The organism is Achromobacter spanius, from assembly GCF_029637605.1.
Lineage (GTDB): Bacteria > Pseudomonadota > Gammaproteobacteria > Burkholderiales > Burkholderiaceae_B > Achromobacter > Achromobacter spanius_E.
Genome location: NZ_CP121261.1, coordinates 4,633,654 through 4,660,470, shown reverse-complemented (window position 1 = coordinate 4,660,470; position 26,817 = coordinate 4,633,654). Strand labels below are relative to the sequence as shown.

Below are 26,817 nucleotides of genomic sequence, written 5' to 3'. Positions count from 1 at the left end.
CAGACGCGCATCAATAAATAGGGACGCATAAAGCAAAATAGTTCGATTTTGGTGCAGGCTTGGACCAGCTTGCGTATACCCCTGCGCACTGAGCCAATAACGATGCGGCCGTTGTTGTGTCCCCATATTAATGCCCTATGATGGCGCATCGATATAAATAGGGTCATACCCCTTTTGTTTTTATTGCACCCTACCCCTGGTGGGGGTATTGTCCGTCTCCTGCACTGCAACATTACGACGCAGGCTCACTGCGGAGCGCGCCATGCCCCAAATTACCCCGATCGAATCCTGTCCCACGCCCAAGGCCACCCCTATCGATGCGTCCCGCATCGGTATGCCCGCGGCCCAGGGTCTGTACCACCCCAAGAACGAGCATGACGCCTGCGGCGTTGGGTTCGTTGCGCACATCAAGGGCAAGAAAAGCCACGCGATCATCCAGCAAGGCCTGAAGATCCTTGAAAATCTGGACCACCGCGGCGCGGTTGGCGCGGACAAGCTGATGGGCGACGGCGCTGGCATCCTGATCCAGATTCCCGACACGCTCTATCGCGACGAACTCGGCCAGCAAGGCATCATCCTGCCGCCTCCGGGCGAATACGGCGTGGCCATGGTGTTCCTGCCCAAGGAAACCGCTTCGCGCCTGGCTTGCGAGCAAGAGCTTGAACGCTCGGTGCGCGCCGAAGGCCAGGTCGTGCTGGGCTGGCGCAATGTGCCGGTGGACGTCGACATGCCCATGTCGCCCACCGTGCGCGATTGCGAACCCGTCATCCGCCAGTTGTTCATCGGCCGTGGCGCCGACGTGATGGTGCCCGACGCGCTGGAACGCAAGCTGTACGTCATCCGCAAGACCGCCAGCCACGCCATCCAGGCCATGCATCTGGCCCACGGCAAGGAATACTTCGTGCCGTCGGCGTCGGTGCGCACCGTGGTCTACAAAGGCCTGCTGCTGGCCGACCAGGTTGGCCGCTACTACCGCGACCTGGCCGACACCCGCACGGTGTCCGCGCTGGCGCTGGTGCACCAACGCTTCTCGACCAACACGTTCCCCGCCTGGCCGCTGGCCCACCCGTACCGCATGATTGCCCACAACGGCGAAATCAACACGGTCAAGGGCAACTTCAACTGGCTGCGCGCCCGCGAAGGCATGATGCAGTCGGCCGTGCTGGGCGACGACCTGAAGAAGCTTTACCCCATCGTCTACGAAGGCCAGTCGGACACCGCCACGTTCGACAACTGCCTGGAACTGCTGGTGAATTCGGGCTATTCCCTGGCCCACGCCATGATGATGATGATCCCGGAAGCCTGGGAACAGCACACGCAGATGGACGAGTCGCGCCGCGCGTTCTACGAATATCACGCCGCCATGATGGAGCCGTGGGACGGCCCCGCCGCCGTCGCGTTCACCGATGGCCGCCAGATCGGCGCCACGCTGGACCGCAACGGCCTGCGCCCCGCCCGCTATCTGGTCACCGATGACGACATGGTCATCCTGGCGTCCGAAGCCGGCACGCTGTCGATTCCGGAAAACCGCATCGTCAAGAAGTGGCGCCTGCAACCGGGCAAGATGTTCCTGATCGACCTGGAACAAGGTCGCATCATCGACGACGCCGAAATCAAGCTGCAACTGGCCAACAGCCGCCCGTATCGCCAATGGATCGAGCGCCTGCAGATCAAGCTGGAATCGCTGCCCGCCCCGCGCCAGACGGCCGTTGCCACGCAGTCGGCCGTGTCGCTGCTGGACCGCCAGCAAGCCTTCGGCTGGACCCAGGAAGACTACAAGTTCATCCTGGAACCCATGGCGTCGACCGGCGAGGAAGTGATCGGCTCGATGGGCAACGACGCCCCGCTGGCCGTGCTGTCTGACCGCGCCAAGCCGTTCTACAACTATTTCCGCCAGTTGTTCGCGCAGGTCACGAACCCGCCCATCGACCCCATCCGCGAACAGTTGGTGATGTCCTTGGTGTCGTTTATCGGCCCCAAACCCAACCTGCTGGACATCAACAACGTCAATCCGCCGCTGCGCCTGGAAGTGTCGCAGCCGGTGCTGGACTTCGCCGCCATGGCGCAGATCCGCGACATCGAACAGGTCACGGGCAAGAAATTCCGCAGCTTCGAGCTGGACATCACGTACCCCGCCGCCTGGGGCTCCGAGGGCATTGAAGCCCGCGTGGCCGCGCTGTGTGCGCGCGCCGTCGATGCCGTGCAAAGCGGCTACAACATCCTGATCGTGTCGGACCGCCTGGTCGACAGCGAGCGCGTGGCCATCCCCGCGCTGCTGGCAACGTCCGCCGTGCACCAGCACCTGATCCGCGCCGGCCTGCGCACCAACACCGGCCTGGTCGTGGAAACTGGTTCGGCGCGTGAAGTGCACCACTTCGCGCTGCTGGGCGGCTACGGCGCCGAAGCCATCCACCCCTACCTGGCGCTGGAATCGCTGGGCAAGATGAATGACCCCGAAAAGGCGGTCAAGAACTTCATCAAGGCCATCGGCAAGGGCCTGAACAAGGTCATGTCCAAGATGGGCATTTCGACCTATATGTCGTACACCGGCGCGCAGATCTTCGAAGCCGTGGGCCTGCAAAGCAAACTGGTGGACAAGTACTTCACCGGCACCTCGTCCAACATCGAAGGCATCGGTATTTTCCAGGTGGCCGAAGAAGCGCTGCGCCAGCATCGCGCTGCGTTCAGCACCGACCCGGTGCTGGCCAACGACCTGGACGCGGGCGGCGAATACGCCTACCGCGTGCGCGGCGAAGAGCACATGTGGACGCCGGATTCCATCGCCAAGCTGCAGCACGCCTCGCGCGCCAACAACTACCGCACGTACAAGGAATACGCGCAGATCATCAACGACCAAAGCCGTCGCCACATGACCTTGCGCGGCCTGTTCGAGTTCCGCTTCGACCCCACGCGCGCCATTCCGCTGGATGACGTGGAATCGGCCAAGGACATCGTCAAGCGCTTTGCCACCGGCGCCATGTCGCTGGGTTCGATCTCGACCGAAGCGCACTCGGTGCTGGCCGTGGCCATGAACCGCATCGGCGGCAAATCCAACACAGGCGAAGGCGGCGAAGACGAACTGCGCTACCGCGCCGAGATGCGCGAAGGCAAGAGCACCATCAAGGACGGCGACACGCTGGCCTCGCTGCTCGGTTCCGACCGTATCGAAGCCGACGTTGCGCTGAAGAAGGGCGACTCGCTGCGTTCGAAGATCAAGCAGGTGGCCTCGGGCCGTTTCGGCGTGACCGCCGAATACCTGTCGTCCGCCGACCAGATCCAGATCAAGATGGCCCAGGGCGCCAAGCCCGGCGAAGGCGGCCAGTTGCCCGGCCACAAAGTGTCGGAATACATCGCCAAGCTGCGCTATTCGGTGCCGGGCGTGGGCCTGATTTCGCCCCCGCCGCACCACGACATCTATTCCATTGAAGACCTGGCCCAACTGATCCACGATCTGAAGAACGTGAATTCCAAGGCCTCGGTGTCGGTCAAGCTGGTGTCCGAAGTGGGCGTGGGCACGGTGGCCGCCGGTGTTGCCAAAGCCAAGGCCGATCACGTTGTGATCGCCGGCCATGACGGCGGCACGGGCGCGTCCCCGGTGTCGTCCATCAAGCACGTGGGCACGCCGTGGGAACTGGGCCTGGCCGAAACGCAGCAGACCTTGGTGCTGAACCGCCTGCGCAGCCGCATCCGCGTGCAGGCCGACGGCCAGATGAAGACCGGCCGCGACGTCGTCATCGGCGCGCTGCTGGGCGCTGATGAATTCGGTTTCGCGACGGCGCCGCTGGTGGTGGAAGGCTGCATCATGATGCGCAAGTGCCACCTGAACACCTGCCCGGTGGGCGTGGCCACGCAAGACCCGGTTCTGCGCAAGAAATTCCAGGGCAAGCCGGAACACGTCGTGAACTTCTTCTTCTTCATCGCCGAAGAAGTGCGCGAGATCATGGCGCAGCTGGGCATTCGCAAATTCGACGACCTGATCGGCCGCGCCGATCTGCTGGACATGCGTTCGGGCGTGGAACACTGGAAGGCGCAAGGCCTGGACTTCGCCCGCGTGTTCCATCAAACGCAGTCCGACGCCGACGTGCGCCAGACCGAAGAGCAGGATCACGGCCTGGCCAACGCGCTGGACCACCAGTTGATCGACCGCAGCCGCCCCGCGCTTGAGCGTGGCGAGAAAGTGTCGTTCATCGTGCCGGTGCGCAACCGCAACCGCACCATCGGCGCCATGCTGTCGGGCGCCGTGGCCTCGCGCTACGGCCACGACGGGCTGCCGGACGACACCATCCACATCCAGTGCAACGGCACCGCCGGCCAAAGCTTCGGCGCGTTCCTGGCGCACGGCATCACGATGGACCTGGTGGGTGAAGGCAACGACTACGTCGGCAAGGGCTTGTCGGGCGGCCGCATCATCGTGCGCTCGCCCAACGACTTCCGCGGCTTCGGCCCCGACCACATCATTGCCGGCAACACCGTGCTGTACGGCGCGTTGGCGGGTGAAGCGTTCTTCAACGGCGTGGCCGGCGAACGCTTCGCGGTGCGTAACTCGGGCGCGGCCACGGTTGTGGAAGGCACGGGCGACCACGGCTGCGAATACATGACGGGCGGCACGGTCGTGGTGCTGGGCGCCACGGGCCGTAACTTCGCGGCCGGCATGTCGGGCGGCGTGGCCTATGTGTGGGATCCGGAGCGCACGCTCAAGCACCGCGTGAACCTGTCCATGGTGGAACTGGAAAGCGTGGCGCCGCATGCGGAACAGCAGGCGCTGAACAACATCGACATCTGGCACAGCGCGCAGCGCGGTGGCGAACGCGAGACGGATGAAACCATCTTGCGCCGCCTGGTGGAAGACCACTTCCGCTACACCGGCAGCTACCGCGCCCGCGAAATCCTGGGCGACTGGGAAGCCTCGCGCGGCAAGTTCGTAAAGGTCATGCCGACGGACTACCGTCGCGCATTGGGTGAAATGTGGCGTGCGGCCAATCAGCAACAATTGGCTGCGTGAGGAATACCATGGGAAAGATTACTGGCTTTATGGAATTTCAGCGTCTGCAGGAGGCCTCCGAGGCCCCGCAGAAGCGGCTGAAGAACTGGCGCGAATTCGTGCTGCATCTGACGGATGATCAGGCCAAGCAGCAAGCCGCGCGCTGCATGGACTGCGGCATCCCGTTCTGCAACAACGGCTGCCCGGTCAACAACATCATCCCCGACTGGAATGACCTGGTGTACAAGCAGGACTGGCGCCGCGCGCTGGACGTGCTGCACTCCACCAACAACTTCCCCGAGTTCACCGGCCGCATCTGCCCGGCGCCGTGTGAAGCCGCCTGTACCTTGAACATCAACAGCGACGCCGTGGGCATCAAGTCCATCGAACACGCGATCATCGACAAGGGCTGGGAAGAAGGCTGGGTGGCGCCGCAGGTGCCGGCCCGCAAGACGGGCAAGAAAGTCGCGGTGGTGGGCTCCGGCCCCGCCGGCATGGCGTGCGCGCAGCAACTGGCGCGCGCCGGCCACTCGGTGACGCTGTTCGAAAAGAGCGACCGCATCGGCGGCCTGCTGCGCTACGGCATCCCCGACTTCAAGCTGGAAAAGCACCAGATCGACCGCCGCATCTCGCAGATGGAAGCGGAAGGCGTGGAGTTCGCGCCGTCTACCTACATCGGCAATCCGAAAGACCCCGTGGCCGACGGCCTGACGGTGCGCACGCCGGAATCGCTGAAGACGGAATTCGACGCAATCGTCATGACGGGCGGTTCGGAAACGCCGCGCGACCTGCCGGTTCCTGGCCGCGAATTGTCGGGCGTGTACTTCGCCATGGACTTCCTGCGCCAGCAGAACAAGGCCGTGGCGGGTGACCGCCTGGCCAACCAGACGCTGGCCAAGGGCAAGCACGTGGTCGTGATCGGCGGCGGCGATACGGGTTCGGACTGCGTGGGCACCAGCAACCGCCATGGCGCGGCCTCGGTCACGCAATTCGAGCTGATGCCGCAGCCGCCCGAATCCGAAAACAAAACCATGACGTGGCCGTACTGGCCGCTGAAGATGCGTACGTCGTCCTCGCACGAAGAAGGCTGCGATCGCGACTGGTCCGTGACCACCAAGCTGCTCAAGGGCAGCAACGGCAAGGTCGAAAAGCTGGTCGGCGCGCGCGTCGAATGGTTCAAGGACGACGCCACCGGCCAGATGAAGATGCGCGAAGTCGAGGGCTCGGAGTTCGAGATCAAGGCTGACCTGGTGCTGCTGGCCATGGGCTTTGTGTCGCCGGTGCAGACCGTGCTGGAATCTTTCGGCGTGGATCGCGACGGGCGCGGCAACGTGCGCGCCAACACCGACGACTACCGCACCAACGTGGAAAAAGTCTTCGCGGCGGGCGACATGCGCCGTGGCCAATCGCTGGTGGTCTGGGCCATCCGCGAAGGCCGCCAATGCGCACGCTCGGTGGATGAATTCCTGATGGGCAGCAGCGAACTGCCGCGCTGATCCTCAGGCTCTGCAACACCCATTCGCCGCCTTCGCGCCGTAGCGCCAAGGCGGCGAATGCTATTTGGGCGGCCACCCGACGGCGTTGCGGGCTGGACGTAGGATGGGTGAAGCGCGAATGAAACGATAGAAGAATGCTGCCCTCCAACGCGCGCAACCCATCATGCAGCGCTTGCGATATGGCTGCTCTTCAGAAAAATCCGGCGTTGCTTGATGGGTTTCGCGCGATCAGCGTCAGCGTTCTTTTTTGAAATCTCTCGCGCTACACCCATCCTACGGTGCGTCGCGAAGCGGCTGTTGCCGCGCCGCCACGGCGCGGTCCGCATCTTTTCACGGCTTGATACACGTCAATCGGGTCAGGCGCCAGGTCTGAGAACCTGTGGCCTCACCCTCATGGAAAGATCGGAGAAGAAAAATGTTTTCGCTGAACGGGCGTATCCGCGCCACCGCCATTGCCGGACTGATCGCCGCCAGCGGGCTTGCCGCCCCGGCGCACGCGCATGAAGCGGGCGACGTGCTGTTCCGGGTGGGCGTCACGCAGGTTCGCCCCTCTTCCAACAACGGCACGGTACTGGATGGCAGCGTCAAGCTGGACGCCAACAACAACGTGCGCCCCAGCTTCACGCTGGGCTATATGGTGACGCGCAACATCGGTATTGAACTGCTGGGCGCCTGGCCGTTCCAGCATGACGTCAGCGGCAGCGGCCTGGGCAAGATCGGGTCGAGCAAGCAACTGCCTCCCACGCTAAGCCTGCAATGGCACATCTTGCCGGACAGCATGATCCAGCCTTACATCGGCGTCGGCATCAACTACACGCACTTCTTCGACACCCAGGCCGAAGGCGCGCTGAAGGGATCGGACTTGAAGATGGGTGATTCCTGGGGCGTGGCCGCGCAACTGGGCGCGGACTTCAAGATCAACGAACGCTGGTTCATGAACGCGGACATCCGCTACATCGACATCAAGTCGAAGGTGAAGCTGGACGGCCAGCACATCGGCACCGCGCGCATCGACCCGTGGGTGGCGACACTGGGCGTGGGTTACCGCTTCTAAGCATAGATAGGACCGGTTGCGCGACATGCCGCGCAACCCGCACCAGATCAATCGCCTTCAGGCTGCAGCTGCCGACGCAAGGCCTGCAGCGCAGGCGTGTCGTCATCCCCGCGCCAGACCAACTGCGTGCGCGCCTGCCCATACGGACCGCGCAGCGCACTGACGCGAACGGAATGCTCCGCGCCCAACACCGCCAACACTGAACGCGGCACGATGGCCACGCCAGAGCCCGCGGCCACGCACGCCACGATGGCGTGATACGACGCAAACTCCATCACCCGCGCGGGCGCCACGCCTTCATGGTTCAGCCAGGATTCCAGGATGCGCCGATACGAACACCCGGCCGCAAACGCGATCACCGTGCGGCCGCCCACGTCGCGAGCACCGTCGATGTCGCCCCAGGCCAGCGGCGAAATCAGTGCCAGGTCTTCATCGAAGGCATCCATGGCCGCCAGGCCCTCGTCGGGAAACGGCTGGGCCACGAAGGCGGCTTCGATCTCGTAATTGCGCACCTTGGCCGCCAGCGCGCCCGACGTGCCGGTAACAAGCTCGATACCCACTTGCGGCCAGGCTGCGTGATAGGCCGCCAGAATAGGCGGCAAGCGCGCGGCCGCCGTGCTTTCCATGGTGCCGATGCGCAGCACGCCTTGCGGCGCGCCATCGCGCACGGCGGCCTGGGCTTCGTCGGACAGGCGCAGCAGGCGGTCAGCGTACGACAGCAGCACACGCCCCTGGTCCGACAACACCAGCCGGCGATTCTGGCGCCTGAAAAGCGGGGCGTTCAGTGACGCCTCCAACTGCTTCAAGCGCGTCGACACATTCGACTGCACCCGGTTCAGGTGCGCGGCGGCGCGCGCCACGCCGCCCTGATCGGCCACCGCTTTGAAAATCTGCAAGGCGTCGAGATCCAAATTTCTCATTTCAAGAACCTGTGTTCTTAATAATTCACTATTCAAGATATAAGTACAGCCGTAGAGTGGGCACATGTCAACGCCTGCTTACCCTTCCGTTTCCGATTCCCGCAGCGCGCTCAGCCTGGCGTGGCCAGCCGCGCTGGCGCTGGCCTCCGCCATGGGCATCGGCCGCTTTGCCTTCACGCCGGTGTGGCCGCTGATGGCCCAGGAAGGCGGGCTGTCGCTGGCCCAGGGAAGCTGGATTGCATCGGCCAACTACGCTGGCTACCTGTTGGGCGCGCTGGCCGCCGTGGCCTGGCCAGTGCGCCACGCCCGCGCCCAGCTTGCCATCAGCCTGCTGGCCGTCGCGCTTTTGACCCTGGCCATGCCGCTTACTCATGATGTGGCGGTTTGGTGTGCGCTGCGGCTGGCCGCCGGCTACGCCAGCGCCAGCGCCTTCATCTGCGTGGCCTCCAGCCGCGCCGTGCCCACGGGAGACCCGCGCGAAGCCGCCACGGCGGCGCTGACCTACGCCGGAGTGGGCGCCGGTATCGCGCTGACGGGGCTGGCCTGCCTGGTCCTGATGGCCGGGCAGGTGGGAGCTGACGGCAATTGGCTGATGCTGGGCGCGCTGACGCTGGCGTTGTCCGCCATGGCTTGGCCGGGCCTGAACCGGCCGGCGGCAGCAGCGGCGCCGGCCGCGCAGACCGCGCCAAGCGCAGCGCATGCGCACGCCGCAAACGCCCCAAACACTGCAAGCACCCCAAAGCCACAGACCTCCACACCGCCCGCCCGCTTGCCCAGCGCCACCCCCCGCCTGGCGCTGCACTACGGCGTGTTCGGCGTGGGTTACATCATCCCCGCGACGTTCCTGCCCGCGATGGCCAAGCAGCTTATCCCCAACCCCGCCATCTTCGGCTGGGCCTGGCCGCTGTTTGGCCTGGCCGCGGCGGTGTCTTGTCTGCTGGTTCCTCGCCTGGCGCGCGGACGCGACGAAAAGCGCGTCTGGCAAGCCGCTCAGGCGCTGATGGCCGCCGGCATGCTGACCGTGGCGCTGTGGCACCACATTGCCGCCGTGATCGTGGCCGCGCTGCTGGTGGGCGGCACCTTCATGGTGATTACCCAGGCCGGCATGCTGACAGCTCGGCGCATGGCGGGCGCTGCCGCCCCGCGAGCCGCCGCCATCATGACTGCCGCCTTTGCGGCTGGCCAGATCCTGGGGCCGCTATTGGCGTCGTGGGCCGGCCACTGGGGCGCGGGCTTGCCCCAGGTGCTGGGCGGCGGCGCGGCGCTGCTGGCGCTGTCGGCATGGCGTTTGGGAAAAATCACCACAGAAGGCGAAGGCGCTGGGCATAATGCGATCGGCCCCAAGGGCTGCATCCATTAGAAGAGAACGAGGAGTCACCCAGCATGAAAGCACTGCGTCCCCTGATTGCCACCCTGGCGGCTGTTACCGCCTTCAGCGGCGCCGCCCACGCCCAAGCCACCGACTGGCCCACCAAGCCCATCACCATGATCGTGCCCTACGCGCCGGGCGGATTTGCCGACACGCGCGTGCGGCTCCTGGCACGCAAGCTGGGCGAATCGCTGGGGCAGCCCATCGTGGTTGAAAACAAGGCGGGCGCGGGTGGCGTGGTCGGCACCAGCCTGATCGCCAAGGCCGCGCCGGACGGCTACACCATCGGCACGGGCAACCTGGCGCCGATGGCGGTCAACCCGACGCTGATGAAGGACATGCCCTACAACCCGCAAAAGGACCTGGCGCCGATCATCCTGATCGAGACCAGCCCGCTGGTACTGAGCGTGAACAACGAACTGCCGGTCAAGACGCTGGACGACCTGATCGCGCTGGCCAAGAAGCAACCCGGCAAGCTGTCGTTCGGCTCGTCCGGCGTGGGCGGCGCGCATCACCTGTCAGGCGAAATGTTCCGTGAACAAGCCAAGATCGACATCGTGCACGTGCCGTACAAGGGCGGCAGCCTTGCCGCCACTGACTTGATGGGCGGCCATATCTCGATGATGTTCGAAATGGGCTATTCCGCGCTGCCGGCCATCCAGGGTTCCAAGATCCACCCCATTGCCGTCACGTCCGCCAAGCGCCTGGCCGTGTTGCCCAATGTGCCAACGATGGCCGAATCGGGCCTGACCGGCTTCGAATCCTATAACTGGCAGGGCATCGTCGCCCCGGCCGGCACGCCCGCGCCGATCATCGCCAAGCTGAACGCCGAGTTCAATCGCATCCTGAAAGAGCCGGACGTGCAAAAGGCCATTGCCGATACCGGCAGCCAGGCCGGCGGCGGCACACCCGAGGAATTCGCCACTTTCATCAAGAGCGAAACCGAGAAGTGGGCTCACGTCATCAAGGCTGGAAACATCCAGCTTCAATAACCGAAAGGAGTCATCCCATGTCCCCCCGTCTGCTTGACCTGCTGAAGCTGGACCACCCCATCATCCAGGCGCCCATGGCTGGCGGCGCCACGACAGTGGAATTGGTGTCGGAGGCATCCAAGGCGGGGGTCCTGGGATCGCTTGGGGCGGCTTACATGAGCCCCGCGCAGATTGAAGCCGCCGTGGACGGCATTCGCGCCCGGACGGACCGGCCGTTCGCGATCAACCTGTTCGCCACCGTGACGGAGCAGCCCATGCAGGGCGATGCCGATCGCATGCTGGCGCTGATGGCCCGCTACCACGCGCAACTGGGCCTGCCCGCGCCGGCCATGCCAGGCGCGCAGACGGATCCGCTTCCCGGCCAGATCGACGCCATCCTGCGCCTGCGCCCCGCGGTCTTCAGCTTCACGTTTGGTCGCATCGCCCCCGATGTCCTGGCGCGCTGCCGCGAGCTGGGCATCCTGACGGTGGGCACCGCCACCACGGTGCGCGAAGCGGTGATGCTGGAGCAGGACGGGGTGGACGCCGTGGTGGCGCAAGGCGCGGAAGCGGGCGGGCATCGCGGCACGTTCCTGGACGGTTTCGAGCTGTCGCTGATCGGCACCATGGCGCTGGTGCCCCAGATGGCGGACGCGGTGTCGCTGCCGGTGATTGCGTCCGGCGGCATCATGGATGGCCGTGGCATCGCGGCCTCGCTGGCGCTGGGTGCGCAGGCCGCACAAATGGGGACGGCCTTTCTGACGACCGATGAATCCGGCATCAGCGACGCCTACAAGGCCGTGCTGCCGGCATCGCGCTCGGAACAATCACGCGTGACCCGGGCGTTTTCCGGCCGCCCCGCACGTGGCATCGCCAACGCCTTCATGCAGGACGCGGACGCCATCGCGGCGGACATCCTGCCGTACCCCCTGCAAAACGCCCTGACCCGCCCGATGCGCACCGAAGGCGGCAAGGCGGGCAATATCAATGTTCTGTCCCTATGGGCGGGGCAGGCCGCGCCGCTGGCCCGGCGCGAGTCCACGGCTGACCTGGTACGCCGCCTGACGCGGGAACTGGTCGCCGCGCAAGCGCACCGCTGACCCGACACTGAGTCCCGCCAACCGCGACGCGACTCCCACGCCGGCCAGAGCACCGGCCCCCGGCCCACCGCCCTGGCCACAGGCGACTGTGCGACGCGCGGGCCGGATTGTCCCTCACACCGAAAACACTGTTCCATGGGCGCACCCTTGCGTTGTGATTGCAAAGCGTCGAGCTACAATGGCGCCTCGCCGCTGGGAGCCATCGCCTGTCTTGGCCCCCGCACCTGAGTAACCGGGCGCTTCCCGCCACCGCTTGTCTCGCCCCCGCAGCCTCGGCTATCCGCCCTGCGTATCGACAAGCCGACAGGGCAAGCTCCGCCACCGAAACACCCTTTCGTTGCCCATGCCCGCTCAATCAAGCAGCACCCCGGAATTCGCCCTGCGCCTGGACGGTGTGGCGCTAGGCTATGGTGATTTCACCGTCTTGCGCGACATCTCCATGGACGTGCGCGCGGGCGAAGTGGTCGCCATCATGGGCGGCTCGGGCTCGGGCAAGACCACGCTGTTGCGCGCGGCCACCGGCCAGCTCATCGCCCGCCAAGGCCAGGTGCATGCGTTCGGCCAGGACATCAGCCGCGCCACCCCCGACGAATTGCAGGCCTTGCGCAAGCGCATGGGCGTGCTGTTCCAGCAAGGCGCGCTGTTCACCGATCTGAACGTGTTCGAAAACGTGGCTTTCCCGCTGCGCGAGCACACCCGCCTGTCCGAAGCCGACGTTACCGAGCGGGTACTGGACAAGCTTGATGCCGTGGGCCTGCGCGCCGCCGCGCACCTGAAAGTGGCTGAAATCTCCGGCGGCATGGCGCGGCGCGTGGCCTTGGCGCGCGCCGTGGTGCTGGAACCCGAACTCATCCTGTACGACGAGCCCTTTGCCGGCCTGGACCCGATATCGCTGGGCATCACCGCCCGCCTGATCCGCCACCTGGCTGACCGCCTGGGCTGCGCCTCGGTGCTGATCACCCACGACGTGCAAGAATCTTTTTCCATCGCTGACCACGTGTACCTGGTCGGCCAGGGCAAGCTGGCCGCGGCCGGCACGCCTGAAACGCTGTCGGCGTCGCAAGACCCCTACGTCCAGCAATTCCTGAAAGGCGAACCCGACGGCCCGGTCGCGTTCCAGTACCCCGAAACGCCCGCTTTCCAAAAGTGGCTGTCCGAACAGAAAGGGCGCAAAGCATGAGCGGTTCCAACAACGCGATCGGCGCGATGGGCGGCTGGGTGCGCAAGCAGGTCTCCGGCATCGGCTTTTTCACCCGTTTTTTTGGCGGCATGCTGGCGCGCAGCGGCATCGTGTTTTCGCGGCCGCGCCTGGTGTCGCAGCAAGTCCATTTCATCGGCAACTATTCGCTGCTGATCATCGCCGTGTCGGGCATGTTCGTGGGCTTCGTGCTGGGGCTGCAAGGCTATTACACGCTGAACCGCTACGGCTCCGAAGAAGCACTGGGCCTGCTGGTGGCGCTGTCGTTGGTGCGCGAACTGGGGCCTGTGGTCACGGCGCTGCTGTTCGCGGGCCGGGCGGGCACGTCACTCACCGCCGAGATCGGCCTGATGAAGGCGGGCGAACAACTGGCTGCCATGGAAGTCATGGCCGTCGACCCCATCCGCCGGGTGCTGGTGCCGCGCCTGTGGGGTGGCATCATCGCCATGCCTATCTTGGCGGCGGTGTTTTCCATGGTGGGCATCCTGGGCGGCTGGGTTGTCGGCGTCGTGATGATCGGCGTCGATGCGGGCGCTTTCTGGTCGCAGATGCAAAGCGGCGTTGACGTCTGGAACGACGTGGCCAACGGCGTCATCAAGAGCGTGGTGTTCGGCATCACTGTCACGCTGGTCGCGCTCTATGAGGGCTGGCAGGCCAAGCCCACGCCGGAAGGCGTGGCGCGCGCCACCACGCGCACCGTGGTCGTGGGTTCCCTGGCGGTACTTGGGCTGGACTTCCTGCTCACCGCCTTGATGTTTGGAAATTGAAACGGATTGATCATGTCACGCGAAAAAACCGACTTCTGGGTAGGCCTGTTTGTATTGCTGGGCGCGGTCGCGCTGGTGTTCCTGGCGCTGCGGGCCGGCAATCTCAGCACCTTTTCCTTCGCCCCCACCTATACGCTTTCCGCCAATTTCGATAACGTAGGCGGCCTAAAGCCGCGCGCGGCCGTGAAAAGCGCCGGCGTCGTGGTGGGCCGCGTGTCCAGCATCACCTTCGACGACAAGACCTTCCAGGCGGTCGTGTCGGTGAATCTGGAAAAGGCCTATCAGTTTCCGAAAGACTCCTCGGCGTCGATCCTCACGTCCGGCCTGCTGGGCGAGCAGTACCTGGGCCTGACGGCGGGCAGCGAGGAAGAGAACTTTACCGACGGCGGAAAAATCCGCTATACACAGAGCGCGGTCGTGCTGGAGCAGCTGATCAGCAAGTTCCTGTACGGGTCCGCCGAAAAAGAAGGCACCACATCGCCTTAGCCCGCCGCGAAAGCGCCAAATTAAAGACGATGCGAAAAGCGCTGTAACAGCGCCGCGCCTCGACACCGCCGTAACATAAGAATCGTTGATAGGGATCTCCTGATCATGAACAAGAACGCACTTTCCCGAATTGCCGTCATCGCGGCGGCGGGTGCCCTGATGGCCGGCTGCGCCGCGCCGCAGAACCCCGACCCGCGCGATCCGTGGGAAGGCTTCAACCGGGGCGTTTACAAGTTCAATGACACGGTCGACCGCGCGGTATTCAAGCCGGTCGCCCAGGCCTATACCTACGTCACGCCACAGCCCGTGCGCAGTTGCGTGCACAACATCTTCAGCAACATGACCGACCTCTGGTCGGGCACGAACAGCTTCCTGCAAGGCCGCGGACACGACTTCGTGAACACGCTGGGCCGCTTCCTGTTCAACACCACCATGGGTGTGGGCGGCTGCTTTGACGTGGCCTCGGCCAATGGCGCCCGCAAGATCCCGAACGACTTCGGCACCACGCTGGGCGTGTGGGGCTTTGGCCAGGGCCCGTACCTGGTGCTGCCCATCTTCGGTTCGTCCACCGTGCGCGACGGCGTCGGCCTGGCTGGCGATTTCGCCGGCACCACCTACGGGTACATGGGCATCGATTCCATCGACAACGTACGCCTGCGCAACTCGCTGTGGGGCCTGCGCCTGGTCGACACGCGCGCCAGCCTGCTGGACGCCACCGACACGGTCGACCGCGTGGCCCTGGACCCGTACAGCTTCATCCGCGACGCCTATCTGCAACGCCGCAACGCCATGGTGATGGGCCACCGCGCAGACGACGAAAGCGCGTTGCCCAACTACGAAGACGACGAAGACGATGCCCCTGCCGCCGACAAGGCCGCACCGGCGCCTGCCCCTGCAACCAAGTAAGCTGTGGCCTTGCGTTCATCGGTACAGTAAGGAGTTTTGATGCGATTTGCTTTTGTTTCCCTGTTGCAACGCCTGGCCTTCGCGGGCCTTGTCGGCCTTGCCGCGGCCAGCGCTGCCCAGGCCAAACCCGATCCCAACGGTCCACCCGACCAATTCGTCATCGCCACGGCCAACGAAGCGCTTGACGTGCTGAAGGCCGACGGTGCTGTCAAAGCCGGCAACACCGCGCGCATCAACGAAGTGGTCAACCAGCACATCCTGCCCTACGTCAACTTCCAGAAGACCACGCGCCTGGCCGCTGGCCGCTTCTGGCGCCAGGCTTCCGAGCAGCAGAAGACCGAGCTGGCCGATGCGTTCCGTGGCACGCTGGTGCGCACCTACAGCGGCGCCCTGACCCGCGTCACGCCCGACACCTCGGTCAAGGCGCTGCCGTTCCGTGGCGATCCCAAGGCTGACGACGTGGTCGTGCGCACCCTGATCAGCCAGTCCAACGGCCAGCCCACCGGCGTGGACTACCGCCTGGAAAAGACCCCGCAAGGCTGGAAGATCTACGACATGAACGTCGAAGGCATCTGGCTGATTGAAAACTACCGCAATCAGTTTGCGCAGCAGATCAACCAGAGCGGTATCGACGGCCTGATCCAGGCGCTGAACAAACGCAACCAATAACCGCACGGTTCCGGCTGCTTCCGGCCCGGCGCGCCCTCAGTGGCCCGCCGGGCCGATTATTTCGGGGACGCATAACCTGCACCATCCCCCACGCTTGCCGGGGCCATAGGCGCTTGCCGTCACGGCACGCTTATATAATGATCAATTCGCTCTTTTCCGGGCACCACCCGCCGTCATGTCAGCCGTCAGTCTCGAAAACGTCTCCAAGATCTACTCGCCGCGCCAGCGCGGCTGGCAAAAGCTGCTCGGGCGCAAGCCCGCCCCCGGCTTCCAGGCGCTGGACAATGTCAGCCTGAATATCGAACACGGTGAATTCTTCGGCCTGCTGGGGCCCAATGGCGCGGGCAAGACCACCCTGATTTCGATTCTTGCCGGCTTGGCCCATGCCACGTCCGGCCAAGCCAGCGTCTGTGGCTACGACGTCGTCACCGACTACAAGTCGGCGCGGCGTGCGCTGGGCGTCGTGCCCCAAGAGCTGGTCTACGACCCGTTCTTCACCGTGCGCGAAACGCTGCGCATCCAGTCCGGCTACTTCGGCCTGCGCAACAACGACGACTGGATCGACGAAATCCTGTTCAACCTGGGCCTGGCCGACAAGGCCGACAACAACATGCGCGCGCTGTCGGGCGGCATGAAGCGCCGTGTGCTGGTGGCGCAGGCGCTGGTGCACCGCCCGCCGGTCATCGTGCTGGACGAACCCACCGCGGGCGTGGACGTGGACCTGCGCCGCACGCTGTGGGAATTCATTTCGCGCCTGAACAAGGCCGGCCACACCATCATGCTGACCACGCATTACCTGGAAGAAGCGGAAGCCCTGTGCGGCCGCATCGCCATGCTCAAGCGCGGCCGCATTGTCGCGCTGGACACCACGCAGGCGCTGATGGCACGCGTGGGCGGCGTCGACCTGGAAGACGCGTTCGTGCGCATCATGCACCAAGGCGACGAACCCGCCGCGCCCGCCCTGCAACCTGAAGAGATCTCGTCATGACGCAGTCCAACGCGACCGCCAGCCAGCCGCTGGTGCAGCCCCGCCTGGATGCGGGTTCCGGCTTTCCCACCCTGCTGCGCAAGGAATTGCTGCGCTTCTGGAAGGTGGGCTTCCAGACCATCGCCGCGCCCGTCATCACGGCGCTGCTGTATCTGCTGGTTTTTGCGCACGTGCTGGAAGGGCGCCTGATGGTGTATGGCACCGTGCCCTACACCGCGTTCCTGATCCCCGGGCTCATGATGATGAGCATGCTGCAGAATGCCTTCGCCAACCCGTCGTCGTCGCTGATTCAAAGCCGCATCACGGGCAACCTGGTGTTCATGCTGCTGCCGCCGCTGTCGCACCGAGACATTTTCGGCGCCTTCGTGCTGGCGGCCATCGTGCGCGGCCTGAGCGTGGGCGTATGCGTGTGGTTCGTGGCCTTGTGCTTTGTGTCGCTGGTGCCGGCCAACCCGCTCTGGCTGCTGGTCTTCGCGGTGCTGTCCTGCGGCATCATGGCGGTGCTGGGCGTGGTCGCGGGCCTGTGGTCCGAAAAATTCGACCAGCTGGCCGCCTTCCAGAACTTCCTGATCATGCCCGCGACGTTCCTGTCCGGCGTGTTCTATTCCATCCACACCCTGCCGCCTTTCTGGCAGGCCGTGTCCCACTGGAACCCCATCTTCTACGCCATCGACGGTTTCCGCTACGGATTCTTCTCGGTGTCGGACGTCTCGCCCTGGCGCAGCCTGGCGGTGGTGACGGGGGTGTTCCTGGCGCTCTCGCTTTACGCGCTGCGGCTTCTGGCCAGCGGCTACAAACTCAGGAACTGACGTCCATGCTTCCCACTCCCGCGCAAGTCCGCCAATACATTGCGGACGGCCTGTCCTGTGAACATCTTGACGTGCAAGGCGACGGCTCGCATTTCGACGCCGTCATCGTCAGCGCGGCCTTCGAAGGCAAGCGCCTGATCCAGCGCCATCAAATGGTCTACGCCGCCCTGGGCGACCGCATGAAGGCCGAGATCCACGCCCTGTCGATGCGCACGCTGACCCCTGACGAATACCAGCAAGCAGGCAAGTAATGGATAAGCTGCGCATCACTGGCGGTACGCCACTGCACGGCGAGATCGCGATTTCCGGCGCCAAGAATTCGGCCCTGCCGATTCTGTGCGCCGGCCTCTTGACCGCCGACGCGCTGACGCTGACCAACGTGCCGCACCTGAATGACACGGCCACGATGCTGCGCCTGCTGGCGCGCATGGGCATGCAAGCCACGCGCGGCACCGACGGCGTGGTCACGTTGCAGGCCAACCATGTCGACAAACTGGAAGCGCCGTACGACCTGGTCAAGACGATGCGCGCGTCGATCCTGGTGCTGGGCCCGCTGCTGGCCCGCTTCGGCGAAGCGCGCGTCAGCCTGCCGGGCGGCTGCACCATCGGCCAGCGGCCGGTGGACCAGCACATCAAGGGCCTGGCCGCGCTGGGCGCGGAAATCAGCATCGAACACGGCTTCGTCGTGGCGCGCGCCAAGCGTTTGAAGGGCGCGTCGGTGCGCACCGACATGGTCACCGTCACCGGCACCGAGAACCTGCTGATGGCCGCCGTGCTGGCCGACGGCCAGACCGTGCTGGAAAACGCGGCCCGCGAACCGGAAGTGGTGGACCTGGCCGAACTGCTCATCAAGATGGGCGCCCGCATCCAGGGGCACGGCACCGACCGCATCGTGATCGACGGCGTCGAGCGCCTGCATGGCGCCGAGCACCGCGTCATCTCCGACCGCATCGAAGCCGGCACCTTCCTGTGCGCCGTGGGCGCGGCGGGTGGCGACATCCTGCTGAAGAACACCGACCCCGCCATCCTGGGCGCCACGCTGGACAAGCTGGCCGACGCCGGCCTGACCATCGAAACCGGCCCCGACTGGATCCGGGGCGCCATGTCCACGCGCCCCAAGGCCGTGGGTTTTCGCACGCATGAATACCCCGGCTTCGCCACCGACATGCAGGCCCAGGTCATGGCGCTGAACGCCGTGGCGGAAGGCACGTCCGTCATCGTCGAAACCATCTTTGAAAACCGCTACATGCACGTGCAGGAACTGCGCCGCATGGGCGCCGACATCGACATCGACGGCCACACCGCCGTGGTGCGGGGCGTGAAGCGCCTGTCGGGCGCCACCGTCATGGCCACCGACCTGCGCGCCTCCGCCAGCCTGGTCATCGCCGGCTTGGCGGCCGACGGCGACACGCTGGTCGACCGCATCTACCACCTGGATCGTGGCTACGACCAGATGGAAGTCAAACTACGCGCCCTGGGCGCGAACATCCAACGCGTGACCGGCAAGGAACAGGCATGAAATGTAATAGCCCCCACGCTGCGCCTTCGGCTTGCTGCCCCCCGAGTGGGTCCGTTCATTTTGAGGCTACCCGGCAATGAACAATGCCACCACGATGAAGCCCCTGACCCTGGCGCTGTCCAAGGGCCGGATTTTTGAAGAAACCATGCCCTTGCTGGCCGAAGCCGGCATCGAAGTCACGGAAAGCCCGGAAAGCTCCCGCAAGCTGATCCTGCCGACCAGCGACCCCGGCCTGCGCCTGATCATCGTGCGCGCCTCCGACGTGCCCACCTACGTGCAGTACGGCGCGGCGGACCTGGGCATCGCGGGCAAGGACGTACTGATCGAGCACGCCAAGGAGCAGCCCGGCGGCCTGTACCAGCCCATCGACCTGAACATCGCCAAGTGCCGCCTGGCCGTCGCCGTGCGCAATGGCTTTGACTACGAAGGCGCGGTGCACCAGGGCGCGCGCCTGCGCGTGGCCACCAAATACGTGCACTCAGCCCGTGAACACTTCGCGGCCAAGGGTGTGTACGTGGACATCATCAAGCTGTATGGTTCGATGGAATTGGCGCCGCTGGTTGGCCTGGCCGACTGCATCGTTGACCTGGTGTCCACCGGCGGCACGCTGCGCGCCAACGACCTGGTCGCGGTGGAAGACGTCATGCCGATTTCGTCGCGCCTGATCGTCAACCAGGCCGCGCTGAAGACCCGCGGCGCCCGCCTGCAACCCTTGCTGGACGCCTTCGAAAGAGCCGCCTCCCGCAACGCCTGACCCCCGCCCGCCGCGACGTCGCGGCGGCCGCTTTCCGCTTTGCTCCATGACGCCATGGCCCTGATCAATCGTCTCGACTCCCGCGATCCCGGATTCAAATCCGCCCTGTCCAAGCTGCTGGCTTTCGAGGCCACCGAGGACGAGTCCATCGACCGCGCAGCGGCCGGCATCCTGGCCGACGTGCGCGCGCGCGGCGACGCCGCGCTGGTGGAATACACGCAGCGCTTTGACCGCATGCCGGCCGCCTCGGCCGACACGCTTGAAATTCCCAAGGCCGACTGGCACGCCGCGCTGGCCACCTTGCCCACCGCGCAGCGCAACGCGCTGGAAGCCGCCGCCGACCGCGTGCGCAGCTACCACGAGCGCCAGCTTGCCCACACCTGGACCTACACCGAAGCCGACGGCACGATGCTGGGCCAACAGGTGACGCCGCTGGACCGCGTGGGCCTGTATGTGCCGGGCGGCAAGGCCGCTTACCCGTCGTCGGTGCTGATGAACGCCATTCCCGCCAAGGTCGCGGGCGTGCAGGAACTGGTCATGGTGACGCCCACGCCCGACGGCGTGCGCAACCCCATCGTGCTGGCGGCCGCCGCCATCGGCGGCGTGGACCGCGTGTTCGCCATCGGCGGCGCGCAAGCCGTGGGCGCACTGGCCTACGGCACGGACACCGTGCCCGCCGTGGACAAGATCGTGGGCCCCGGCAACGCCTATGTGGCCGCCGCCAAGCGCCGCGTATTCGGCGTGGTCGGCATCGACATGATTGCCGGCCCCAGCGAAATCCTGGTCATCTGCGACGGCAAGACGCCGGCCGACTGGATCGCCATGGATTTGTTCTCGCAAGCCGAACACGACGAATTGGCGCAGTCCATCCTGCTCTGTCCGGACGCCGCCTTCATCGAAGAAGTCGAAGCCGCCATCGCGCGCCTGTTGCCCACGATGCCGCGCGCCGACATCCTGCGCGTCAGCCTGGCCAATCGCGGGGCGCTGATCCAGGTGCAAAGCCTGGAAGAAGCCTGCCAGATCGCCAACGACATCGCGCCCGAGCACTTGGAAATTTCCACTGAACAGCCTGAAATCTGGACGGCCAAGATCCGCCACGCCGGCGCCATCTTCATGGGCCGTTTCAGCTCGGAAGCGCTGGGCGACTATTGCGCGGGTCCGAACCACGTGCTGCCCACGTCGCGCACCGCGCGATTTTCCTCGCCGCTGGGCGTGTACGACTTCCAGAAGCGTTCCAGCCTGATCCAGGTGTCGCACCAGGGCGCGCAAACGCTGGGCCGCATCGCCGCCGAACTGGCGCTGGGCGAAGGCCTGCAAGCGCACGCCGCCAGCGCCCAGTACCGGATCGACAAGCCATGAGCGCGGCCCCGGCGGCTAGCGTCGCTGGCCGCATCCAGGACACCTTTCGCGCGGACGTCCTCGCACTGGCCGCCTACCCGGTCGCCCACGCGGATGGCTGCATCAAGCTGGACGCGATGGAATGCCCGTATGAACTGCCCGACGAGGTGCGCGACGACATCGCCCGCGCCGTGCGTGACACGCCGCTGAACCGCTATCCCGCCGCCGACCTGTCCGCCTTGCAGCAGGCGGTAAAGGCAGGGTTCGGCGTGCCCGACGCGGCCGACGTGCTGTTCGGCAACGGCTCGGACGAACTCATCCACATCATCGTCCAGGCCTGTTGCAACCCGGGCGACGTGGTGCTGTCGCCGTGGCCGTCGTTCGTTTATTTCGACATGGCGGCGCGCTTTGACCACGCCCGCTTTGTCGGCGTGCCGCTGACCGAGGATCTGACCCTGGATCTGCCGGCCATGCTGGCCGCCATCCAGGAACATCAGCCCAAGGTGGTGTTCCTGGCCGTGCCCAACAACCCCACCGGCGGCCTCTGGTCCGACGAAGACGTGCAGGCCATCATCGCCGCCGCTCCCGGGCTGGTGGTGCTGGACGAGGCCTATCAGCCCTTCGCCGACCGCACCTGGATGCCGCAAGTGCTGGACGCCCCCAACGTGGTCGTCATGCGCACGGTGTCCAAGATCGGCCTGGCCGGCCTGCGTTTCGGCTATCTGGCCGGCCATCCCGACTGGATCGCCGAACTGAACAAGCTGCGTCCGCCCTACAACCTGGACGTGCTGACGCAGGCCACGCTGATGGCGGTGTTGCGCCACAAACCCGTGCTGGACGAACAGGCCGCGCGCCTGCGCGCCGACCGCGGCCCGCTGGCCGACGCGCTGGCCGAGTTACCGGGCGTCAGGGTATTCCCTTCTGCCGGCAATTTTGTGCTTGCCCGCTTTTCCGGCAAGCTGGATGGCAACGCCGTGCATCTTGCGCTGAAAACGCGCAAAATATTGATTCGCAACTTTTCCAACGCCCATCCGCTCCTGGCAAACTGCCTGCGCATCTCGGTGGGCGCCCCGGCCGAGAACGCCGCCTTGCTGGCTGCCCTGCAAGAGATTTTGAGTGCTTAACATGCGTACCGCAGAGATCACCCGCAACACCAACGAAACCCGCATCCGCGTGGCCATCAATATCGACGGCACCGGCAAGCAGACGATCGACACGGGCGTGCCGTTCCTGGACCACATGCTGGACCAGATCGCGCGCCACGGCCTGATCGACCTGGACATCAAGGCCGAGGGCGACCTGCACATCGACGCACACCACACCGTGGAAGACGTGGGTATCACGCTGGGCATGGCCATTGCCAAGGCCGTGGGCACCAAGGCCGGCCTGCGTCGCTACGGCCACGCCTACGTGCCGCTGGACGAAGCGCTGTCGCGCGTGGTGGTGGACTTCTCGGGCCGCCCCGGCCTGGAATATCACATCCCGTTCACGCGCGCCCACATCGGCAATTTTGATGTAGACCTGACGCGTGAGTTCTTCCAGGGGCTGGTCAACCACGCCCTCATCACCCTGCATATCGACAACCTGCGCGGCTTCAACGCCCACCATCAGGCTGAAACCGTGTTCAAGGCCTGTGGCCGCGCCCTGCGCATGGCCATGGAAGTCGACCCGCGCATGGGCGACGTCGTGCCGTCCACCAAGGGCGTGCTGTAACGTTCGCCAACCCCAACGCAGCAGGCAAAAGAAGTGACCACTATCGCCATCGTCGACTACGGAATGGGCAATTTCCACTCCGTCGCCCGCGCCCTGAAGTTCGCCGCGCCCGATGCGGACATCCGCATCTGCAACCAGCCCCAAGACATCGACGCGGCCGACCGCGTGGTGTTTCCCGGGCAGGGCGCCATGGCGGACTGCATGCGCACCCTGAATGAATCCGGCCTGCGCGAAGCCGTCGTGCGCGCCGCCCGCAACAAGCCCTTGCTGGGCGTGTGCGTGGGCGAACAGATGCTGTTTGATTCCAGCGAAGAAGGCGGCACGTCGTGCCTGGGCTTGTTCCCGGGCGTGGTGCGCCGTTTTTCGGGCCCCCGCTTTGCCGACCTGATCCCCGCCGACGACGAAGCCTGCCTGGCCGACACCGGCGACGCGGGTCTGGCCGACACGCGCCCCGAACGGCTCAAAGTGCCGCACATGGGATGGAACAAAGTGCGCCAGACGCGCTCTCATCCCATCTGGGCCGGCATTCCGGACGATACGCACTTCTATTTCGTCCATAGTTACTACGCCGATCCGGATGATTCCAGCCTGACTGTTGGTGAAACCGATTACGGCGTCGCCTTTACCTGCGCGGTGGCGGCGGCTAACATTTTCGCGGTGCAGTTTCACCCCGAGAAGAGCGCCGAACACGGTTTGCGCCTGTATCGCAATTTTGTAGACTGGCAGCCGTAGGTCACGGACCTGCATGCGCCAGCCCATTCAACCCCTCTTTCTTTTTTGCTGCCCACCATGCTGCTGATCCCCGCCATCGATCTCAAAGACGGGCGCTGCGTGCGCTTGCGCCAGGGTGACCTGGACGATGCAACGGTGTTCTCCGAAGACCCCGCCGCCATGGCCACCCGTTGGCTAGACCAGGGCGCGCGCCGCCTGCATCTGGTCGACTTGAACGGCGCCGTCGCCGGAAAACCGAAGAACGAAGCGCCCATCAAGGCCATTCTGGAGGCCGTCGGCGACGACATGCCCGTCCAGATCGGCGGCGGCATTCGCGACCTCGACACCATCGAACGCTACCTTGACGCCGGCATCTCCTACGTCATCATCGGTACCGCCGCGGTGAAGAACCCGGGCTTCCTGCAGGAAGCCTGCGGCGCTTTCCCTGGCCAGATCATCGTCGGCCTGGACGCCCGCGACGGCAAGATCGCCACCGACGGCTGGAGCAAACTGACCCGCCACGACGTGCTGGACCTGGCCAAGAAGTTCGAAGACTACGGCTGCGAGGCCATCATCTACACCGACATCGGCCGTGATGGCATGCTGTCGGGCGTGAACGTCGAAGCCACGGTCCGCCTGGCCCAGCACGTGCGCATCCCCGTGTACGCCTCGGGCGGCATCGCCGGCATCCAGGACATCGAAGCCCTGTGCGCCGTTGAGGAAGAGGGCGTCGAAGGCGCCATTCTGGGCCGCAGCATCTACGAAGGCACGCTTGATTTCCAGGCAGCCCAGGCACGCGCCGACGAATTGGCAAAATGACTCTCTCCCGCAGCAGCACCGAGGCCGGCGCGCCCGTACCCAGCGCGCTGACCCGCCGCATCATCCCCTGCCTTGACGTCACCGCCGGCCGCGTCGTCAAGGGCGTGAACTTCGTCAACCTGCTGGACGCGGGCGACCCCGTCGAGATCGCGCGCCGTTACAACGAGCAGGGCGCCGACGAACTCACTTTCCTGGACATCACCGCCACCAGCGACGGCCGCGACCTGATCCTGCCCATCATTGAGCAGGTGGCCTCCCAAGTGTTCATCCCGTTGACCGTGGGCGGCGGCGTGCGCCAGGTGTCCGACATCCAGCGCCTGCTGAACGCCGGCGCCGACAAAATCAGCATCAACAGCGCCGCCGTGGCCAACCCTGAACTGGTTCGGGCCGCGTCCGACTACCACGGCTCGCAATGCGTGGTGGTCGCCATCGACGCGCGCCGCGTATCGGCGGATGGCGAACCGGCGCGCTGGGAAGTCTTCACGCACGGCGGCCGCAAGGCCACCGGGCTGGACGCCGTGGCCTGGGCGCGCCGCATGGCCGCGTACGGGGCGGGCGAAATCCTCCTGACCAGCATGGACCGCGACGGCACCAAGTCCGGTTTCGACCTGGAACTCACGCGCGCCGTATCCGACGCGGTGCCGGTGCCCGTCATCGCCTCGGGCGGCGTGGGCAACCTGCAACACTTGGCCGATGGCGTCACCACCGGCCGCGCCAGCGCCGTGCTGGCCGCCAGCATCTTCCACTTTGGCCAGCACACCGTTGGGGAGTGCAAGCGCTTCATGGCCGAACAAGGCATTTCCGTACGCTTGGATTAACTATGAGCACCGAACCCGCCTGGATGGCTGACGTCGTTTTCGACGAAAACGGCCTGATCCCCGCCATCGCCCAAGACGCCGAAAACGGCCAGATCATGATGGTCGCCTGGATGAATCGCGAATCGCTGGCCGAAACGGCCGCCACTGGCCGCGCCGTGTACTGGTCGCGTTCGCGCCAGCGCCTGTGGCGCAAGGGCGAGGAATCCGGACATGTGCAGGAAGTGCACGAATTGCGCCTGGATTGCGACGGCGACGTCATCCTGCTCAAGGTCCACCAGGAAGGCGGCATTGCCTGCCATACCGGGCGCGCCAGCTGCTTTTTCCGCCGCCTGGAAGGGCCGACGGACCACGCCTCCTGGGTCACGGTCGACCCCGTGCTCAAAGACCCCGAACTCATCTACAAATGACCGATCAAACGCTAAGCGCCGCCGACATCCTGGCCCGCATCGCCGACACGCTGGAAACCCGCCGTCCTGAAAACGGCGGCGACCCAGCCGCGTCCTATTCCGCCAAGCTGCTGGCCAAGGGCCCCGATTCCTTCCTGAAGAAGATCGGTGAAGAAGCCACGGAACTGGTCATGGCCGCCAAAGACGGCGTGCCGGAACGCATCGTCAGCGAAACGGCCGACTTGTGGTTTCATTGCCTGGTCGCGCTGACGCATTTCAAGCTGCGGCCGGAAGACGTGCTGGCTGAATTGGCCCGCCGCGAAGGCTTGTCGGGCCTGGCCGAAAAAGCCAGCCGCCCCAAAGACTGACCTCGGAGCCCGGAAACATGAGCGACAACTGTCTTTTTTGCAAGATCGCCGCTGGCGAGATCCCGTCCAAGAAGGTCTTTGAAGACGAGGACTTTGTTGCATTTCACGATATCAATCCGGCAGCACCGGTGCATTTGCTTCTGATCCCTCGACGTCATGTCACATCCATGCAGGATATTACGGGCGAGGACGCAGGTTGGTTGGGTAGAATGATGTCGTTGGCGCCGCGGCTAGCAGCCGAAAACGGTTGCCGTCCGGGCCCTGATGGCGGATTTCGCATCATGATCAACTCTGGCGTCGAAGGCGGCCAGGAAGTCCCGCATTTGCATTTCCACATCATTGGCGGTTCGCGACCCTGGAAAGGACGCGTGGCCCCCACCGCGTAATTCGGAGAAACATCATGGGTAGTTTCAGCATTTGGCATTGGTTGGTTGTTCTGGTCATCGTGGCGCTGATCTTCGGCACCAAGAAGCTGCGCAACATCGGTTCGGATCTGGGCGGTGCGGTCAAGGGCTTCAAGGAAGGCATGAAGGACGCCAACGGCGACAAGCCCGCCGACCCGATCGCGCAACAGCGCGTGTCCGACGACACCATCGACGTGCAGGCCAAGGAAAAAACCAACTCCTGAGCCGCGGCTCGTATCCCGGGCCCGCCCTGAAAGGGCCGGCCCTTATTGC

27 protein-coding genes are annotated in these 26,817 nt (G+C 65.2%); 26 read left to right on the top strand and 1 reads right to left on the bottom strand.

Features of this window, described 5'->3' with window-relative positions; genetic code table 11:
* The first annotated feature begins 262 nt into the window (after positions 1–262).
* The 3 genes from P8T11_RS20870 (at position 263) to P8T11_RS20860 (ending at position 7,531) form a co-directional block, all read left to right on the top strand.
* Positions 263–5,002 carry a glutamate synthase-related protein gene (locus P8T11_RS20870; RefSeq protein ID WP_268080243.1) on the top strand — a complete coding sequence of 1,580 codons (4,740 nt, stop codon included), beginning with the start codon at positions 263–265 and terminating at the stop codon, positions 5,000–5,002.
* Between the two features lie 8 nt (positions 5,003–5,010).
* The gene (locus P8T11_RS20865) at positions 5,011–6,477 is read left to right on the top strand and encodes a glutamate synthase subunit beta (RefSeq protein WP_268080244.1); all 1,467 of its coding nucleotides are present in this window, start codon (positions 5,011–5,013) and stop codon (positions 6,475–6,477) included.
* A 415-nt stretch (positions 6,478–6,892) separates the two neighbouring features.
* Positions 6,893–7,531, top strand: a complete 639-nt coding sequence (locus P8T11_RS20860; protein ID WP_268080245.1) for an OmpW/AlkL family protein — start codon at positions 6,893–6,895, stop codon at positions 7,529–7,531.
* Positions 7,532–7,578: 47 nt separating this feature from the next.
* Here P8T11_RS20860 and P8T11_RS20855 read toward each other — a convergent pair whose 3' ends face one another.
* Complete coding sequence (locus P8T11_RS20855) at positions 7,579–8,451, bottom strand: LysR family transcriptional regulator (protein ID WP_268080246.1); 873 nt, start codon at positions 8,449–8,451, stop codon at positions 7,579–7,581.
* 64 nt (positions 8,452–8,515) lie between these two features.
* Between P8T11_RS20855 and P8T11_RS20850 the strand changes: the two genes are divergently transcribed.
* The 23 genes from P8T11_RS20850 to tatA all read left to right on the top strand — a co-directional run bounded on the left by P8T11_RS20850 (position 8,516) and on the right by tatA (position 26,768).
* A complete protein-coding gene (locus P8T11_RS20850) occupies positions 8,516–9,811 on the top strand; it encodes a YbfB/YjiJ family MFS transporter (RefSeq protein ID WP_268080247.1) in 1,296 nt (431 codons plus the stop codon).
* Between the two features lie 23 nt (positions 9,812–9,834).
* Positions 9,835–10,812, top strand: a complete 978-nt coding sequence (locus tag P8T11_RS20845; protein ID WP_268080248.1) for a Bug family tripartite tricarboxylate transporter substrate binding protein — start codon at positions 9,835–9,837, stop codon at positions 10,810–10,812.
* Between the two features lie 17 nt (positions 10,813–10,829).
* On the top strand, positions 10,830–11,891 hold the full coding sequence (locus tag P8T11_RS20840) for an NAD(P)H-dependent flavin oxidoreductase (RefSeq protein WP_268080249.1): 1,062 nt from the start codon (positions 10,830–10,832) through the stop codon (positions 11,889–11,891).
* Between the two features lie 343 nt (positions 11,892–12,234).
* Entirely contained in the window at positions 12,235–13,071 is an 837-nt protein-coding gene (locus tag P8T11_RS20835; RefSeq protein WP_268080251.1) for an ABC transporter ATP-binding protein, read from the top strand.
* A complete protein-coding gene (gene mlaE / locus P8T11_RS20830; RefSeq protein WP_268080252.1) occupies positions 13,068–13,856 on the top strand; it encodes a lipid asymmetry maintenance ABC transporter permease subunit MlaE in 789 nt (262 codons plus the stop codon). The genes P8T11_RS20835 and mlaE overlap by 4 nt, the downstream gene beginning before the upstream one ends.
* 12 nt (positions 13,857–13,868) lie before the next feature.
* The gene (gene mlaD, locus P8T11_RS20825; RefSeq protein ID WP_050449679.1) at positions 13,869–14,342 is read left to right on the top strand and encodes an outer membrane lipid asymmetry maintenance protein MlaD; all 474 of its coding nucleotides are present in this window, start codon (positions 13,869–13,871) and stop codon (positions 14,340–14,342) included.
* A 105-nt stretch (positions 14,343–14,447) separates the two neighbouring features.
* The gene (locus tag P8T11_RS20820) at positions 14,448–15,248 is read left to right on the top strand and encodes an MlaA family lipoprotein (RefSeq protein WP_268080254.1); all 801 of its coding nucleotides are present in this window, start codon (positions 14,448–14,450) and stop codon (positions 15,246–15,248) included.
* Positions 15,249–15,287: 39 nt separating this feature from the next.
* Complete coding sequence (locus P8T11_RS20815) at positions 15,288–15,917, top strand: MlaC/ttg2D family ABC transporter substrate-binding protein (RefSeq protein ID WP_268080255.1); 630 nt, start codon at positions 15,288–15,290, stop codon at positions 15,915–15,917.
* A gap of 175 nt (positions 15,918–16,092) precedes the next feature.
* Complete coding sequence (locus P8T11_RS20810; protein ID WP_268080256.1) at positions 16,093–16,905, top strand: ABC transporter ATP-binding protein; 813 nt, start codon at positions 16,093–16,095, stop codon at positions 16,903–16,905.
* The gene (locus P8T11_RS20805) at positions 16,902–17,714 is read left to right on the top strand and encodes an ABC transporter permease (RefSeq protein ID WP_268080257.1); all 813 of its coding nucleotides are present in this window, start codon (positions 16,902–16,904) and stop codon (positions 17,712–17,714) included. Before P8T11_RS20810 ends, P8T11_RS20805 begins: the two co-directional genes overlap by 4 nt.
* A gap of 5 nt (positions 17,715–17,719) precedes the next feature.
* Positions 17,720–17,965 (top strand): BolA family protein, encoded by a 246-nt coding sequence (locus P8T11_RS20800; RefSeq protein ID WP_046805270.1) that lies wholly within the window; start codon positions 17,720–17,722, stop codon positions 17,963–17,965.
* On the top strand, positions 17,965–19,233 hold the full coding sequence (gene murA / locus P8T11_RS20795; protein WP_268080258.1) for a UDP-N-acetylglucosamine 1-carboxyvinyltransferase: 1,269 nt from the start codon (positions 17,965–17,967) through the stop codon (positions 19,231–19,233). Before P8T11_RS20800 ends, murA begins: the two co-directional genes overlap by 1 nt.
* A 76-nt stretch (positions 19,234–19,309) precedes the next feature.
* Entirely contained in the window at positions 19,310–19,987 is a 678-nt protein-coding gene (gene hisG / locus P8T11_RS20790; RefSeq protein ID WP_100853529.1) for an ATP phosphoribosyltransferase, read from the top strand.
* Between the two features lie 54 nt (positions 19,988–20,041).
* Positions 20,042–21,346 (top strand): histidinol dehydrogenase, encoded by a 1,305-nt coding sequence (gene hisD, locus P8T11_RS20785; RefSeq protein WP_268080259.1) that lies wholly within the window; start codon positions 20,042–20,044, stop codon positions 21,344–21,346.
* On the top strand, positions 21,343–22,449 hold the full coding sequence (gene hisC / locus P8T11_RS20780; RefSeq protein WP_268080261.1) for a histidinol-phosphate transaminase: 1,107 nt from the start codon (positions 21,343–21,345) through the stop codon (positions 22,447–22,449). Before hisD ends, hisC begins: the two co-directional genes overlap by 4 nt.
* A 1-nt stretch (position 22,450) precedes the next feature.
* Positions 22,451–23,038: an imidazoleglycerol-phosphate dehydratase HisB gene (gene hisB, locus P8T11_RS20775; RefSeq protein ID WP_006216836.1), complete on the top strand. Its 588-nt coding sequence runs from the start codon at positions 22,451–22,453 to the stop codon at positions 23,036–23,038.
* 33 nt (positions 23,039–23,071) lie between these two features.
* A complete protein-coding gene (gene hisH / locus P8T11_RS20770; protein WP_100853532.1) occupies positions 23,072–23,770 on the top strand; it encodes an imidazole glycerol phosphate synthase subunit HisH in 699 nt (232 codons plus the stop codon).
* A gap of 57 nt (positions 23,771–23,827) precedes the next feature.
* Complete coding sequence (hisA, locus tag P8T11_RS20765; RefSeq protein ID WP_268080263.1) at positions 23,828–24,568, top strand: 1-(5-phosphoribosyl)-5-[(5-phosphoribosylamino)methylideneamino]imidazole-4-carboxamide isomerase; 741 nt, start codon at positions 23,828–23,830, stop codon at positions 24,566–24,568.
* Positions 24,565–25,386 (top strand): imidazole glycerol phosphate synthase subunit HisF, encoded by an 822-nt coding sequence (gene hisF / locus P8T11_RS20760; RefSeq protein ID WP_268080264.1) that lies wholly within the window; start codon positions 24,565–24,567, stop codon positions 25,384–25,386. The genes hisA and hisF overlap by 4 nt, the downstream gene beginning before the upstream one ends.
* A 2-nt stretch (positions 25,387–25,388) precedes the next feature.
* Positions 25,389–25,793, top strand: coding sequence for a phosphoribosyl-AMP cyclohydrolase (hisI, locus tag P8T11_RS20755; RefSeq protein WP_100853534.1), 405 nt, complete (start codon positions 25,389–25,391; stop codon positions 25,791–25,793).
* The gene (locus P8T11_RS20750) at positions 25,790–26,140 is read left to right on the top strand and encodes a phosphoribosyl-ATP diphosphatase (RefSeq protein WP_050449672.1); all 351 of its coding nucleotides are present in this window, start codon (positions 25,790–25,792) and stop codon (positions 26,138–26,140) included. The genes hisI and P8T11_RS20750 overlap by 4 nt, the downstream gene beginning before the upstream one ends.
* A 17-nt stretch (positions 26,141–26,157) precedes the next feature.
* Positions 26,158–26,526, top strand: coding sequence for a histidine triad nucleotide-binding protein (locus P8T11_RS20745; protein WP_268080265.1), 369 nt, complete (start codon positions 26,158–26,160; stop codon positions 26,524–26,526).
* A gap of 14 nt (positions 26,527–26,540) precedes the next feature.
* Positions 26,541–26,768 (top strand): Sec-independent protein translocase subunit TatA, encoded by a 228-nt coding sequence (gene tatA / locus P8T11_RS20740; protein WP_100853537.1) that lies wholly within the window; start codon positions 26,541–26,543, stop codon positions 26,766–26,768.
* Positions 26,769–26,817 lie beyond the last annotated feature (49 nt).

Excerpts from the sequence above, each read along its gene's own strand:
- hisF (WP_268080264.1), top strand. The coding sequence starts at position 24,565 with ATGACTCTCTCCCGCAGCAGCACCGAGGCCGGCGCGCCCGTACCCAGC.
- P8T11_RS20855 (WP_268080246.1), bottom strand. The coding sequence starts at position 8,451 with ATGAGAAATTTGGATCTCGACGCCTTGCAGATTTTCAAAGCGGTGGCC.
- murA (WP_268080258.1), top strand. The coding sequence starts at position 17,965 with ATGGATAAGCTGCGCATCACTGGCGGTACGCCACTGCACGGCGAGATC.
- P8T11_RS20800 (WP_046805270.1), top strand. The coding sequence starts at position 17,720 with ATGCTTCCCACTCCCGCGCAAGTCCGCCAATACATTGCGGACGGCCTG.
- hisI (WP_100853534.1), top strand. The coding sequence starts at position 25,389 with ATGAGCACCGAACCCGCCTGGATGGCTGACGTCGTTTTCGACGAAAAC.
- hisB (WP_006216836.1), top strand. The coding sequence starts at position 22,451 with ATGCGTACCGCAGAGATCACCCGCAACACCAACGAAACCCGCATCCGC.
- hisA (WP_268080263.1), top strand. The coding sequence starts at position 23,828 with ATGCTGCTGATCCCCGCCATCGATCTCAAAGACGGGCGCTGCGTGCGC.
- P8T11_RS20860 (WP_268080245.1), top strand. The coding sequence starts at position 6,893 with ATGTTTTCGCTGAACGGGCGTATCCGCGCCACCGCCATTGCCGGACTG.
- P8T11_RS20805 (WP_268080257.1), top strand. The coding sequence starts at position 16,902 with ATGACGCAGTCCAACGCGACCGCCAGCCAGCCGCTGGTGCAGCCCCGC.
- P8T11_RS20745 (WP_268080265.1), top strand. The coding sequence starts at position 26,158 with ATGAGCGACAACTGTCTTTTTTGCAAGATCGCCGCTGGCGAGATCCCG.
- P8T11_RS20845 (WP_268080248.1), top strand. The coding sequence starts at position 9,835 with ATGAAAGCACTGCGTCCCCTGATTGCCACCCTGGCGGCTGTTACCGCC.
- P8T11_RS20820 (WP_268080254.1), top strand. The coding sequence starts at position 14,448 with ATGAACAAGAACGCACTTTCCCGAATTGCCGTCATCGCGGCGGCGGGT.
- P8T11_RS20840 (WP_268080249.1), top strand. The coding sequence starts at position 10,830 with ATGTCCCCCCGTCTGCTTGACCTGCTGAAGCTGGACCACCCCATCATC.
- P8T11_RS20870 (WP_268080243.1), top strand. The coding sequence starts at position 263 with ATGCCCCAAATTACCCCGATCGAATCCTGTCCCACGCCCAAGGCCACC.
- P8T11_RS20835 (WP_268080251.1), top strand. The coding sequence starts at position 12,235 with ATGCCCGCTCAATCAAGCAGCACCCCGGAATTCGCCCTGCGCCTGGAC.
- hisD (WP_268080259.1), top strand. The coding sequence starts at position 20,042 with ATGGCCCTGATCAATCGTCTCGACTCCCGCGATCCCGGATTCAAATCC.
- hisG (WP_100853529.1), top strand. The coding sequence starts at position 19,310 with ATGAACAATGCCACCACGATGAAGCCCCTGACCCTGGCGCTGTCCAAG.
- P8T11_RS20810 (WP_268080256.1), top strand. The coding sequence starts at position 16,093 with ATGTCAGCCGTCAGTCTCGAAAACGTCTCCAAGATCTACTCGCCGCGC.
- P8T11_RS20750 (WP_050449672.1), top strand. The coding sequence starts at position 25,790 with ATGACCGATCAAACGCTAAGCGCCGCCGACATCCTGGCCCGCATCGCC.
- P8T11_RS20815 (WP_268080255.1), top strand. The coding sequence starts at position 15,288 with ATGCGATTTGCTTTTGTTTCCCTGTTGCAACGCCTGGCCTTCGCGGGC.
- tatA (WP_100853537.1), top strand. The coding sequence starts at position 26,541 with ATGGGTAGTTTCAGCATTTGGCATTGGTTGGTTGTTCTGGTCATCGTG.
- P8T11_RS20850 (WP_268080247.1), top strand. The coding sequence starts at position 8,516 with ATGTCAACGCCTGCTTACCCTTCCGTTTCCGATTCCCGCAGCGCGCTC.
- hisC (WP_268080261.1), top strand. The coding sequence starts at position 21,343 with ATGAGCGCGGCCCCGGCGGCTAGCGTCGCTGGCCGCATCCAGGACACC.
- mlaD (WP_050449679.1), top strand. The coding sequence starts at position 13,869 with ATGTCACGCGAAAAAACCGACTTCTGGGTAGGCCTGTTTGTATTGCTG.
- mlaE (WP_268080252.1), top strand. The coding sequence starts at position 13,068 with ATGAGCGGTTCCAACAACGCGATCGGCGCGATGGGCGGCTGGGTGCGC.
- P8T11_RS20865 (WP_268080244.1), top strand. The coding sequence starts at position 5,011 with ATGGGAAAGATTACTGGCTTTATGGAATTTCAGCGTCTGCAGGAGGCC.